The sequence below is a fragment of the Streptomyces sp. 891-h genome (assembly GCF_022760275.1).
Lineage (GTDB): Bacteria > Actinomycetota > Actinomycetes > Streptomycetales > Streptomycetaceae > Streptomyces > Streptomyces spirodelae.
This window is the reverse complement of sequence record NZ_CP050693.1, coordinates 2,489,005-2,501,273: the sequence shown is the minus strand read 5'-3', so window position 1 is coordinate 2,501,273 and position 12,269 is coordinate 2,489,005. Positions and strand designations below refer to the sequence as shown.

The following is a 12,269-nucleotide window of genomic DNA, read 5'->3' as shown; positions in this document are numbered from 1 at the left end:
CCGTGGCCCGTTAGGCTCGATGGCATGAGCACCACCCCCGCTCCCCCGGACAGCGCTGTCCGGACCTTCATCCAGGACCAGCGTTCCGCCTTCCTCGCCGAGCTGACCGCCTGGCTGCGCATCCCCTCCGTCTCGGTCGATCCCGGGCGCGCGGACGATGTTCGGCGCAGCGCCGACTGGCTCGCGGCAGCCCTGCGCCGTACGGGTTTCCCCGAGGTGGAGGTCTGGGAGACCGAGGGCGCACCCGCCGTCTTCGCCGAGTGGCCCTCCGACGATCCCTCGGCGCCGACCGTCCTGGTCTACGGCCACCACGACGTCCAGCCCGCCGTGCGCGCCGACGGCTGGCACAGCGAGCCGTTCGAGCCCGAGGAACGGGACGGCCGTCTCTACGCCCGTGGCGCCGCCGACGACAAGGGACAGGTTCTCTTCCACGCCCTGGGGCTGCGCGCGCATCTGGCGGCCACCGGGCGCACCGCGCCGGCTGTCGGCGTCAAACTGCTGATCGAGGGCGAGGAGGAAGCCGGCTCCCCGAACTTCCCCGCGCTGCTGCGCACCCACGCCGAGCGCCTCGCCTGCGACGCTGTCGTCGTCTCCGACACCGGCATGTGGGATGAGAACACCCCGACCGTCTGCACCGGTATGCGGGGGCTCACCGACTGCCAGATCGACCTGTACGGGCCCGGTCAGGACATCCACTCCGGCTCCTTCGGCGGCGCCGTGCCCAATCCGGCCACCGAGGCCGCCCGGCTCGCGGCGGCACTGCACGACGAGGACCGCCGGGTGGCCCTGCCCGGCTTCTACGACGGGATCGTGGAGCTCACGGAGGAGGAACGCACCCTCTTCGCCGAACTTCCGTTCGATGAGGAGTCCTGGCTGCGCACGGCCCACTCGCGGGCCACCCTCGGCGAGCGCGGCTACACCACGCTGGAGCGGGTATGGGCCCGCCCCACAGCGGAGGTGAACGGCATCAGCGGCGGCTACCAGGGCCCCGGCGGCAAGACCATCGTGCCGTCGCACGCCGAGCTCAAGCTCTCCTTCCGCACCGTCGCCGGACAGGACGAGGGGAAGATCCAGCAGTCGCTTCGCGAGTGGGTGGCGGCCCGGCTCCCCGCGGGCATCCGGCACGAGATCACCTTCTGGGGCGCCACCCGCCCCTGCCTCACCCCGCTCGACCACCCCGCGCTGCGCTCCCTCACCCGCGCCATGGGGCGGGCCTTCGGCAAGCCCGTCCGCTTCACCCGGGAGGGCGGCTCGGGCCCCGCCGCCGATCTGCGGGACGCCCTCGAAGTGCCCGTGCTCTTCCTCGGAATCTCGGTCCCTTCCGACGGCTGGCACGCACCCGACGAGAAGATCGAACTCGATCTGCTGTTCAAGGGCGCCGAGACGGCCGCGTACCTGTGGGACGACCTCGCGGCACACTGGAGCGGCTGACAACGCCCACCGATTCACGAACGCTCGCCAACCGCCCCCCGACCCGGCCACCGGGCGGGGAGCCCCGACCCAGGGGGAGTAGGAAGCAGAAGTGACCATCCCGACCTCGACCGACCGATCCACCGGAGAGCCCGCAGGGGACAGCGGCGCACCCGAGGCCACGACCGGCGGCGCGTACACCGGCGCCACCGCGGCGTCCGCGGCCGACGCGCAGCCCCTCACCCTCGCCTCGACCGGGGGCATCGACCGCGCATCGCACCACCGGCTGGACGAGGCGTGGCTGGCGGCCGCCTGGAGCCACCCCTCCACACGTGTCTTCGTGGTCTCCGGAGGACAGGCCCTGATCGAGGACAAGGAGGACGGCACGACCGAGCTCGTGACGATGCCCTCCTTCGACGCGCCCTTCACCGAGGCGCACCGCTACTTCCTGGGCATCGACGGGGAGGGCGTGCGCTACTTCGCGCTCCAGAAGGACTCGCTGCCCGGCAGGATGGACGACGCCGCCCGCCCGGCCGGACTGCGCGAGGCCGGCCCCCTGCTCGGCGACCGGGACAGTGAACTGATGGTGCACGCCATCGGCCTGGAGAACTGGCAGCGCACCCACCGCTTCTGCTCCCGCTGCGGCGAGCGGACGGTCATCGCGGCGGCGGGGCACATCCGCCGCTGCCCGGCCTGCGGCGCCGAGCACTACCCGCGTACCGACCCGGCGGTCATCATGCTCGTCACCGACGACCAGGACCGCGCGCTGCTCGGCCGCCAGGTGCACTGGCCCAGGGGCAGGTTCTCCACACTCGCCGGCTTCGTGGAACCCGGCGAGTCCATCGAGGCCGCCGTGCGCCGCGAGGTCGCCGAGGAGGCGGGCGTGGCCGTGGGCCCCGTCAGCTACGTCGCGAGCCAGCCCTGGCCCTTCCCCTCCAGCCTGATGCTGGGCTTCATGGCACGGGCGACCTCTGCCGAGATCAAGGTCGACGGGGACGAGATCGAGGAGGCCCGCTGGTTCTCCCGCGACGACCTGCGGGCCGCGATCGAGTCCGGCGAGGTGCTGGCACCCGCCGGGATCTCGATCGCGGCCCGCCTGGTCGAACGCTGGTACGGAAAGCCGCTGCCCCAGCCGCGCCTCCACGACTGACGCGGGCCGGGCCCGGTGCGCGGGGCCGGCCGGGGCCGGTGGCGTCAGGCGCCGACCTTCTCCTTGACCTGTGCCAGGGAGGGATTGGTCAGCGTCGAGCCGTCGGGGAACAGGACGGTGGGCACCGTCTGGTTGCCGCCGTTCGCCTTCTCGACGAAGGCCGCCGACTCGGGGTCCTGCTCGATGTTGATCTCGGTGTACGCGATGCCCTCGCGGTCCATCTGGCCCTTGAGCCGACGGCAGTAGCCGCACCAGGTGGTGCTGTACATCGTCACAGTGCCCGCCATCTTCTTCACTGCTCCTTCGTCTCGTTCGGTGCCTCAAGTGAACGCGCGGGACCCCGGCGGCATTCCCCCTGGGGGTAGGGGAGCGGGCCAGGGAGAGTTGTACGACTAATGCGGCCGGGCTGTGGACAGCCGTGCCGCGGCTCCCGGCGGGGCTGGCAGCATGGCGGGGTGACAGCAGCAACGGACTCCACTCTCTTCCCGCGGGTTCCCGACTCTCCCGACGCGGTGCTCGAAGGGCTCGACCCGGAGCAGCGCGAGGTGGCAACGGCCCTGCACGGTCCGGTGTGCGTGCTGGCCGGTGCGGGCACCGGCAAGACGAGAGCCATCACCCACCGCATCGCCTACGGCGTCCGTGCCGGCATCCTGCCTCCCGCGGCGGTGCTGGCCGTCACCTTCACCCAGCGCGCCGCCGGGGAGATGCGCGGCAGGCTGCGTCAGCTCGGTGCCCAGGGCGTCCAGGCCCGCACCTTCCACTCCGCCGCGCTGCGCCAGCTCCAGTTCTTCTGGCCCCGCGCCGTCGGGGGCGAGGTGCCGCCCCTGGTCGAGCGCAAGGCCGCGCTCGTGAGCGAGGCCGCCGCCCGCTGCCGGGTCCGGCTCGACCGCACCGAGTTGCGGGACGTCACCAGCGAGATCGAGTGGTCCAAGGTCACCCAGACCGTGCCCGAGGACTATCCGGCCGCCGCCGCGAAGGCAGGCCGCGCAGCGCCCCGCGATCCGGCCGAGCTCGGCCGCATCTACGACCTCTACGAACAGCTCAAACACGAGCGCTCCGTGATCGACTTCGAGGACGTGCTGCTGCTGACCGTCGGCATCCTCCAGGACCGCCCGGACATCGCCGAGACGGTACGCGGCCAGTACCAGCACTTCGTGGTCGACGAGTACCAGGACGTCAGCCCTCTCCAGCAGCGGCTGCTCGAACTGTGGGTGGGGGAGCGGGAGAACCTGTGTGTCGTCGGGGACGCCAGCCAGACCATCTACTCCTTCACCGGCGCCACCGCCGACCACCTTCTCGACTTCCGCACCCGTCACCCGGGCGCCACGGTCGTGAAGCTGGTCCGCGACTACCGCTCCACCCCCCAGGTGGTCCACTTCGCCAACGCGCTGCTCGCCCACGCCCGCGGCCGCGCCGCCGAGCACCGCCTGGAACTCGTCTCCCAGCGCGAGCCCGGCCCCGAGCCGGTCTGCGCCGAGTTCGCCGACGAGCCGGGCGAGGCCGAGGGAGTCGCCCGGCGGGTGCGGGACCTGATCGCCTCCGGCGTGCCCGCAGACGAGATCGCCGTCCTCTACCGGATCAACGCCCAGTCCGAGGTCTACGAACAAGCCCTCGCCGATCTGGGAATCCCCTGCCAGCTCCGCGGGGCCGAGCGGTTCTTCGAACGCTCCGAGGTGCGCGAGGCGTTCGTGGTGCTGCGCGGAGCGGCGCGCGCGGGGGGCAACGACGCGCTGCTGGACGACGCGGTGGATCTGCCGTCCCAGGTGCGCGCCGTCCTAGGCACCAAGGGCTGGACCCCGCACGCCCCCGCCGGATCAGGCGCCGTGCGAGACCGCTGGGAGTCACTGGCCGCGCTGGTGCGGCTGTCGGTGGACTTCGCCGCCGCCCACCCCGAGGCGACCCTCTCCGATCTGGTCGCCGAGCTCGACGAACGGGCCAGGGCCCAGCACGCCCCCACCGTCGAAGGGGTCACCCTCGCCTCGCTGCACGCTGCCAAGGGCCTGGAGTGGGACGCGGTCTTCGTGGTGGGTCTCACCGACGGCATGTTGCCGATCACCTACGCCAAGACCGAGGAGCAGATAGAGGAGGAGCGCCGGCTGCTGTACGTGGGCATCACCCGCGCCCGTCGCATCCTGACCCTCTCCTGGTCCCTCGCCCGCTCCCCGGGCGGCCGCCCCAGCAGACAGCCCAGCCGCTTCCTCAAGGGCCTGCGCCCCGGAACGGGCGGTGGCAGCGTTCCCCGGTACGGGCCCGCGGTGGTCGGCGGCACCGTCATCCCGGGCGGTGTCGAGCGCGGTCGGTCCACGGGACGCGAGCGCGTACGCAGGGCCCCGGCGCGCTGCCGGGTGTGCGGCCGCTCGCTGACCGATCCCGGCGAGGTGAAGCTGTTGCGCTGCGAGGACTGCCCCTCGGAGCTCGACGAGGTTCTGTACGAGCGGCTGCACCAGTGGCGCGCGCGGCAGGCCGCCCTGCTGGGTCAGCCGGACTACTGCGTCTTCACCGACAAGACCCTGCTCGCCATCGCCGAGGCCGTCCCCGGCGACGAGGCCGCGCTCTCCCGGATCTCCGGAGTGCGCAGCCGGAAGCTCCAGCAGTTCGGCGCCGATGTGCTCGCCCTGTGCGCGGGGGAGGAGCTCCACGCCGACGCCGAGCAGGACGCCCGGCAGGACGAGACCGGGCGCTGAAACCCCAACGGCCGGGCGGGGCTGTGACCTGGAGCCGAGGCGGCCTCGTCCTCTGTCACAGAAGCTGTGACAGAAAGCCGCGAAAAATAGTTTGCGCGCGCCGTACAGAGCCTCATAGCCTTCCGGACATGGAGAGGGCGGGCCTTTTCGCTCCCCCTCTTCCATGCTGTACTTAGTCCTGAAGATTTCCGGACCTGCCTGACGGTGGGTCCTCGAGACGCCGAGAGGAGGCGAGACCAGTGGCCACGATCATTACGCAGCTGAAAATGACCGATCACTCGGTCATTGCCGCCTGCCTGCTCGGCTCCCGTCTCCACGGCACCGGTCTGTCCGGCGTCGCCCTGGGCGGCAATGAGCGACCGACCAAGGCACCCGAGGTAGCAGCACAGGCACAGGCAGTGGCCTTTGCCAGCAGCTCCGCGGCCAACGGTGCCGGCGAAGGACGCCAGAAGACGCAGCGCTACACGATGTGGGCCTTCCGTGGCCTCCGACCCTGGAGAGATCCAGCCTGATCGGCGAATCAGGTCGGCACCTTCCAGGGCCGCGGAACCCACATCGGGATCCGCGGCCCTTCTGTTTGCCCCGACCGGCCACCAGCCGGCCCGACATGACAACAGACACACAACAGACAGGAAGAACCGAAGTGCACACCGAGACGCACCCCGACACGTTGCGCCCCGCGCCTTCTCTGCCGCCTGATCTCACCACGGAGGACTCCTTGACTGCCCCGCAGATCACCCTCACCGAGCTCGACGACGCCATCGAGCGGCTCGGCGTCGATGTTCCCTGCCGCTCCTACGACCCGGAGGTCTTCTTCGCCGAGTCCCCCGCGGACGTCGAGTACGCGAAGTCCCTCTGCCAGACCTGCCCGCTGCGTGAGGCCTGCCTCGCCGGCGCCAAGGACCGCCGCGAGCCCTGGGGCGTCTGGGGCGGCGAGCTGTTCGTGCAGGGCGTCGTCGTGCCGCGGAAGCGTCCGCGTGGCCGTCCGCGCAAGAACCCGGTGACGGCATGAGCTCCCGTCGCCATGGATCGCTCGCCCGCCGCAAGGCGGTTGCCGGAACGATCGACAGCCCGTCGGCGCGCGACCCGCGCACGCGCCACCTCACGAAGCAGGACCCGACGATGACACCCGTCCACGAGACCACCGCACGCACCCACTCCGACGCGACAGTCGTCCGTCAGAACAGGACCCGGGACATGCAACTCATGCCAGAAAGTTTGGCTCGAGCACAGATACAGGACAGGCTGCAAGAGGCCGAGTCGGAACGGAGGGCGCTGCGGCTGATGACCGCGCGCCGGCTCCAACGGCGGGCCGAACGCGCCACCCTCCGCGCGCGTCGTGCCCTCGCGATGGCCGTGATGCAGTGACCTGAAGGCGACAGAGCCGGGGCAACCGCCCCGGCTCTGCTGCGTTCCGCCGACTGCTGCGTTCCGCCGACTACTCTGCCGGGAGGCTCCGCCACTGCCCCGCCGCGAGCCAGGGCTGCTGCACCACCGCGTGCGGACGTGCGGGCCGTGCGGCTTGTGCGCGCCTCACAGCGCGAGCTCGGTCGGCTCGTCCTCTTCAGGTTCCGGCTCCGCCGCGGCAGGGGCGAACCCGGGAACCCAGGTCTCCATGTCCTCGCGCATCCGCACCGTCGCCCCGAGCTGGCACAGCACGCCGATGGTGCTCAGCGTCACCCGGTGGATCAGCAGATACGAGGGAGGCAGATTGAGCTGCCGCCCCAACTGGTGCGCGGGGGAGCGGGGGTCGGCCACCCGCGCTGCCTGCCCGCGCATCCACTCCCTGCTGAAGGTGAACTTCTCCACACAGGCGGGCTCCACGATCGGCAGCAGATACTCCCGCACCGCCTCGGGCTCCAGCTCTATGCGGTCCTTGACGAAGCCCTCGTCGCGCAGCAGCTCGTAGGCGGTCTCCGCGTCGCCGTCCAGCGTCAGCCGCAGCACCTCGCCGATGACCGGCGGCAGCCCCCCGGGCAGCCGGTCCACCGTGCCGAAGTCCAGCACACCCAGGCGCCACTCGGCCGGATCGGTGCTCTCGCCGGTCACCAGCCGGAAGTTGCCGGGGTGCGGGTCCGCGTGCAGCAGTCCGGTGCGCACCGTTCCGGAGAACAGGAAGCGGCTGAGCAGCTGCCCCGCACGGTCCCGCTCCTCCTGGCTGCCGTCGGCTATCACCTGCGAGAGGGGGATGCCCTCCAGCCACTCGGTCACCAGGACCCGGTCCGCCTGGTGCACCACGTGGGGCACCACCACGTCCCCGTCCTCCGCGAACTCCTCCGCGTAGGTCTGCTGGGCCTCCGCCTCCAGGCTGTAGTCCAGTTCCTCGGTGATCCGGTCGTGCAGTTCGGTGATGAGCGGTTTGATGTCCATCCCCGGTATCAGCGGCCCCAGCAGCCGGGCGAATCTGCCCAGTTGCGTGAGGTCGGAGACCAGGGCCTCGCCCGCTCCGGGGTACTGCACCTTCACCGCGACCTCCCGCCCGTCGTGCCAGACGGCGCGGTGCACCTGGCCTATGGAGGCCGCGGCGGCGGGCTTGTCGTCGAAGTGGGAGAAACACTCCTGCCACTCCTCGCCCAGCTCCTCCTCCAGTACGCCGTGCACGGTGCCGGCGGGCATCGGGGGAGCGGCTTCCTGAAGCCGGGTCAGGGTGGCGCGATAGGGGCCGGCCAACTCGTCGGGAAGGGCGGACTCGAAGACCGAGAGCGCCTGCCCGAACTTCATGGCACCCCCCTTCAACTCGCCCAGCACCTTGAACAGCTGCTCGGCGGTGCGCTGTTGCAGCTCCTGGCCGACAAGGTCCGCGGAGATGCCCCCGATGCGCTTGCCCAGCCCCCAGGCGGAGCGGCCCGCGAAGCCCAGCGGCAGGGCGGCCAGTTTGGCCGTGCGCGTCACCGCCTTGCGGGGAAGATCAGACATGCGTCCCTCCAACTCCCTGACAGCTCAACCGAGACAGCACCGAGGACGTCGGCCACCTGGTCATTGTCGCCTGCTTCCGGTCGCTTGTGAGTCCGCGGGTGCACCGGTCACCGAAGCGGCACCGCACGGACACTCCGGGTGCGCGGCGAACTGCTCGGTGTCGGGCAGCAGGTGGGGCAGCGCGAACCGCAGCCGGTAGCCCACCGCGCAGGCGCCGTCCCCGTCCAGGTAGCTCAGCGCGTAGGAGGCCACCGCGCCCGCCACCATCGTGGCCAGCGCGGTGTCACAGGCGGGGACCCCCGTACGCCGCCTGCCCGCTGTGCGCCACTGCCCCACCAGCATCGGCCAGCTGGGCTCACGTGCCGCCCGGGTGCGCGCCAGGCACTGGGCGCACGGTGAGGTGCCGGGCAGCACCAGCGGGCCCACCACCCCGGTGGCCTCCACCACGCCGCCGTACAGATGCGGGGTGCCGGCGCTCATGAACCGTTCGGCGGCCTCCGGGTCCGGCGCATAGGCGTCCAGCCCGTCGCGCGGTGTGACGACCACCAGGGCGACCTCGGACCGTGCGCGGCTCCGCCAGGGGCGGGACCTGCGCACCACGCCGCGCGCCGCCACATCGCGGCGGGTGCCCACCTGCTCGGGCGGCACCCCGCCCGGCGCGGTGTCCCACTCCTCGACCACGCCGCCGTCCACCACGTCCACCTGACCCACTCCGGCGGCGGTCAGCGTCGCGGCCACGGTGGTGCCCACCCGGCCGAGCCCGCGGACCTGGACCCGCGCGGCCCGCCGGGCCGCCAGTCTGCGCACCCCGCCGCCCGGCTCCCGGTGCACCACCGACAGCGACGCCAGATCGGGCCGCAGCCGGTCCGTGACGGCGGCCGCGGCTTCGCGGTCGGCCGTCGCGTCGTCCAGCACCCCGGCAGCGGTGAGCCGCTCGGTCAGCTCGGCAGGTGTCCGGGGCGCCAGCCCGAGCCGGTCGGCCTCCCGCTGCAGCCGCTCCATGCTGCGGGTGCCGTCCATCAGCTCGATGAAGGCCGCTGTGGCGTCGCTCACGGGCCCCAGCAGCACCGCGTGCGCCGGTGCCATGCCGCACTGCACCGTCTGCCTGTCCCGCCAGCCCCTGCGCAGCGCGGGCTTGATCATCGGGTGCATGTTCCCCCCTGACATGCCGGGGATCGGCCCGGCTCGGCTCAGCTGTCGATCACTGCCGACAGCATGCCGTCATCGGCCGATTTCGCGGAGTGAGTTATCCACAGGCACCGGCATTAGTCATACAAACAAGAGGCGCTCGCCTCGGGTGTGCCACGACTGTTGTCGCGTTTCCCTCTCGAACAACTCTGGAGGCGGGACTTCCGCCGTCGACAGCGGGTAACGTCTTGGCGTGTCCGCCGAGCCGCTGAACAGCGCCAGTCAGAGCGCGGTCGAGGTGCGCCGCAGCGCGCGCCGACGCCGCACGGTCTCCGCCTACCGGGAGGGTGACCGCACCGTCGTGCTGCTTCCGGCGCGCATGTCGGCGGACGAGGAGGCCCGCTGGGTCGGCGTGATGCTCGACAAGCTCGCCGCCCAGGAGAGCAGGCGCATGCTCGACGACAGCGATCTGGCCCAGCGTGCGGCGCGGCTGTCCGAGCAGTATCTCGACGGGCACGCGCGGCCGGCCTCGGTCCGCTGGGTGACCAACCAGAACACCCGCTGGGGCTCCTGCACCCCCGCCGAGGGCAGCATCCGGCTCTCCCACCGGCTGCAGGGAATGCCCGAATACGTCATCGACTACGTACTGCTGCACGAGCTGTCGCATCTGCTCGTACCCGGCCATGGGCCGCGGTTCTGGCGGCTACTGCAGGCGTATCCGCGCACGGAACGGGCCCGGGGCTATCTGGAAGGCGTCGCGGCAGCCGAGCGGCTGCCGCACCAGCCCGTCAGGGGAGAGGGTCAGGACGGGAGCTGACCGCGACGGCCGCGGCCGACAGGCGGGCCAGCCGCACCACGGACTCGTCCGCCACCCCGGCCACCTCTTCGAAGCCGAACCAGCGCAGGTCCAGCGACTCCTCGCTGATCGTCTCGACGGCTCCCTCGGGGGCGAGAGCCGCGTACTGCACGTCCAAGTGCCAGGCGCAGGGCGTGCGGTGCCTGTCGAGTCGCAGCGGGCCGCCGGGCAGCAGCGTCAGCCCGAAGATCCCCGACTCCTCCGTGGCCTCCCGCAGCGCCGCACCGGCCAGCGTGGTGTCCTCCGGCTCGCAGTGACCGCCCATCTGGAGCCAGATGCCCAGCTTGCGGTGGAGCGTCAGCAGCACGCGGTTCTCGCGCGGGTCGACCACCAGCGCGCTGGCGGTGATGTGCCCCGCGGCGCACGCCTTCCACATGCCGTCCGGCTGCTCGGCGATGTGCCGCAGATACTCCTGCCGCAGCCGCTCCTGTGCCGGGTCGCCGTCCTGGCTGCTCCACTGCTCCAGTACGGCCTCGGCGTCGGCGCGGAGGCCGCCCGGCGCAGCGCTCACCGCCTGCCTTCGCCGTTGCCGCCGTCGGCGTCGTCCTTGCCGCCCTCGGCCTTCCCCTCGCCGCCGTCGGACTGCCCTTCGGCGCGTCCCTCCTCGGAACGGTCGCCCTCGGAACGGTCGCCTTCGGAACGGTCACCCTTGGCGTGGCCACCGGCCGAACCCGCCGCCGCGTCGCCCAGCATCCGGTCGAGCTCGGAGAAGTCCGGCTGCTCGTGGTGGACGAAGGCGTCCGGGTCGTCCAGGTCGGCCGCGGTGGGAAGCATGTCGGGGTGCTCCCACACGGCGTCCCTGCCCTCGGCGCCGCGAGCATCCGCCAGGGACGCCCACAGCCGGGACGCGTCGCGCAGCCGCCGGGGGCGCAGCTCGAGGCCGATCAGGGTGGAGAAGGTCTGCTCGGCGGGGCCGCCGGAGGCCCGCCGCCTGCGCAGCGTCTCGCGCAGCGCGGACGCGGACGGCAGGTGCGGCTCGGCAGCGGCGTGCACCACCGCGTCCACCCAGCCCTCGACCAGTGCCAGCGCGGTTTCCAGCCGGGCCAGCGCCGCCTTCTGCTCCGGGGTGTCCTCCGGCTGGAACATGCCCTGCTGAAGGGCCTCCTGCAGCTCCTCGGGGCGCTGCGGGTCGATCTGGCCGACCACGTCCTCGAGCTTGGCGGTGTCCACCTTGATGCCGCGCGCATACCCCTCGACGGCGCCGAAGAGGTGCGAGCGCAGCCACGGGACGTGTGCGAACAGCCGCTGGTGCGCGGCCTCCCGCAGCGCCAGGTAGAGGCGGACCTCCTCCTGGGGAATGCCCAGACCGTTGCCCAGTGCCTCGATGTTGACCGGCAGCAGCGCCGCCTTGTTGGCCGGTCCCAGCGGGAGCCCGATGTCCGTCGAGCCGACGACCTCGCCGGCCAGGACACCGAGGGCCTGCCCGATCTGGGTGCCGAACATGGCGCCGCCCATGGAGCGCATCATGCCGAGCAGCGGGCCGGCCATGGCCTGCATCTCCTCGGGCAGCACATCGCCCATGGCCGCGCCGACGCGCTCGGCGACCGGGTCGACCAGGTCCTTCCACACCGGCAGGGTGGCCTCGACCCACTCGGCGCGGCTCCAGGCCACGGCCGAGCCGGAGCCGGAGGGCAGCGACGTCACACCGTCCAGCCACAGGTCCGCCAGGCGTACGGCCTCCTCGACGGCCGCGCGGTCGTGCGGTCCCACGGACGCGTCCTTGGAGCCGTCCTGGGCGCCGGCTGCCACGGTCTGCCGTGCGATGTCCTTGGCCATGTCCCAGTTCACCGGGCCGCCCTCGTAGGAGAGCATCTGGCCGAGCTTCTGGAAGGCGGCGCCCAGGTCACTTGGGTCGAACTGGCCCTGCCCGCCGCCCAGCGAGCCGAACATCGCGGCCAGCGGGTTGTCGGCGCCGCCGGAGCCCGGGCCGCCGCCGAAACCGAAGGGGTTCGGCTGGTCGCCGCCCGGCTTCTTCTTGCCGTCGTCCCCGTCCTCGGGCTCCTCAGGAGGTACGCCGAATCCGAATGGGGTGTCACTCACGGGTTTCCTCGGCTCTGTCTCGTCGGACGGTCTGGTGGTTTCCCGGACGGTCTGCGTGTCCTGGGTGCGGTTGGGTCTGCGTCGG

Annotated in this window: 12 protein-coding genes; 7 read left to right on the top strand and 5 right to left on the bottom strand. The window is 72.1% G+C overall.

What is annotated here, in order from left to right; translation table 11 throughout:
• Window positions 1–24: 24 nt before the first annotated feature.
• Window positions 25–1,431 (top strand): dipeptidase, encoded by a 1,407-nt coding sequence (locus tag HC362_RS10625; RefSeq protein ID WP_243083714.1) that lies wholly within the window; start codon window positions 25–27, stop codon window positions 1,429–1,431.
• Between the two features lie 241 nt (window positions 1,432–1,672).
• Window positions 1,673–2,560 carry an NAD(+) diphosphatase gene (gene nudC / locus HC362_RS10620; RefSeq protein WP_243088481.1) on the top strand — a complete coding sequence of 296 codons (888 nt, stop codon included), beginning with the start codon at window positions 1,673–1,675 and terminating at the stop codon, window positions 2,558–2,560.
• A gap of 44 nt (window positions 2,561–2,604) precedes the next feature.
• Here the strand turns inward: nudC and HC362_RS10615 are convergent, their stop codons facing one another.
• Window positions 2,605–2,847 carry a mycoredoxin gene (locus HC362_RS10615; protein ID WP_208681087.1) on the bottom strand — a complete coding sequence of 81 codons (243 nt, stop codon included), beginning with the start codon at window positions 2,845–2,847 and terminating at the stop codon, window positions 2,605–2,607.
• Between the two features lie 108 nt (window positions 2,848–2,955).
• Between HC362_RS10615 and HC362_RS10610 the strand changes: the two genes are divergently transcribed.
• The 4 genes from HC362_RS10610 to HC362_RS10595 all read left to right on the top strand — a co-directional run bounded on the left by HC362_RS10610 (window position 2,956) and on the right by HC362_RS10595 (window position 6,612).
• Window positions 2,956–5,244: an ATP-dependent DNA helicase UvrD2 gene (locus HC362_RS10610; RefSeq protein ID WP_243083713.1), complete on the top strand. Its 2,289-nt coding sequence runs from the start codon at window positions 2,956–2,958 to the stop codon at window positions 5,242–5,244.
• Between the two features lie 239 nt (window positions 5,245–5,483).
• On the top strand, window positions 5,484–5,756 hold the full coding sequence (locus tag HC362_RS10605) for a hypothetical protein (RefSeq protein WP_243083711.1): 273 nt from the start codon (window positions 5,484–5,486) through the stop codon (window positions 5,754–5,756).
• Window positions 5,757–5,851: 95 nt separating this feature from the next.
• Window positions 5,852–6,256 carry a WhiB family transcriptional regulator gene (locus HC362_RS10600; protein ID WP_209265756.1) on the top strand — a complete coding sequence of 135 codons (405 nt, stop codon included), beginning with the start codon at window positions 5,852–5,854 and terminating at the stop codon, window positions 6,254–6,256.
• Window positions 6,253–6,612 carry a hypothetical protein gene (locus tag HC362_RS10595; RefSeq protein WP_243083709.1) on the top strand — a complete coding sequence of 120 codons (360 nt, stop codon included), beginning with the start codon at window positions 6,253–6,255 and terminating at the stop codon, window positions 6,610–6,612. The genes HC362_RS10600 and HC362_RS10595 overlap by 4 nt, the downstream gene beginning before the upstream one ends.
• A gap of 165 nt (window positions 6,613–6,777) precedes the next feature.
• Here the strand turns inward: HC362_RS10595 and HC362_RS10590 are convergent, their stop codons facing one another.
• Both HC362_RS10590 and HC362_RS10585 read right to left on the bottom strand, forming a co-directional pair.
• On the bottom strand, window positions 6,778–8,160 hold the full coding sequence (locus tag HC362_RS10590; protein WP_243083708.1) for an AarF/ABC1/UbiB kinase family protein: 1,383 nt from the start codon (window positions 8,158–8,160) through the stop codon (window positions 6,778–6,780).
• Window positions 8,161–8,220: 60 nt separating this feature from the next.
• On the bottom strand, window positions 8,221–9,312 hold the full coding sequence (locus HC362_RS10585) for a ThiF family adenylyltransferase (RefSeq protein ID WP_347568432.1): 1,092 nt from the start codon (window positions 9,310–9,312) through the stop codon (window positions 8,221–8,223).
• A gap of 229 nt (window positions 9,313–9,541) precedes the next feature.
• On the opposite strand from HC362_RS10585, the gene HC362_RS10580 reads away from it, so the two are divergent.
• Complete coding sequence (locus HC362_RS10580; RefSeq protein ID WP_243083706.1) at window positions 9,542–10,105, top strand: M48 family metallopeptidase; 564 nt, start codon at window positions 9,542–9,544, stop codon at window positions 10,103–10,105.
• Here the strand turns inward: HC362_RS10580 and HC362_RS10575 are convergent.
• Both HC362_RS10575 and HC362_RS10570 read right to left on the bottom strand, forming a co-directional pair.
• Window positions 10,077–10,655: an NUDIX hydrolase gene (locus tag HC362_RS10575; RefSeq protein WP_243083705.1), complete on the bottom strand. Its 579-nt coding sequence runs from the start codon at window positions 10,653–10,655 to the stop codon at window positions 10,077–10,079. The two genes, HC362_RS10580 and HC362_RS10575, sit on opposite strands and share 29 nt — an antisense overlap.
• The gene (locus tag HC362_RS10570) at window positions 10,652–12,184 is read right to left on the bottom strand and encodes a zinc-dependent metalloprotease (protein ID WP_243083703.1); all 1,533 of its coding nucleotides are present in this window, start codon (window positions 12,182–12,184) and stop codon (window positions 10,652–10,654) included. Before HC362_RS10570 ends, HC362_RS10575 begins: the two co-directional genes overlap by 4 nt.
• Window positions 12,185–12,269: the final 85 nt, after the last annotated feature.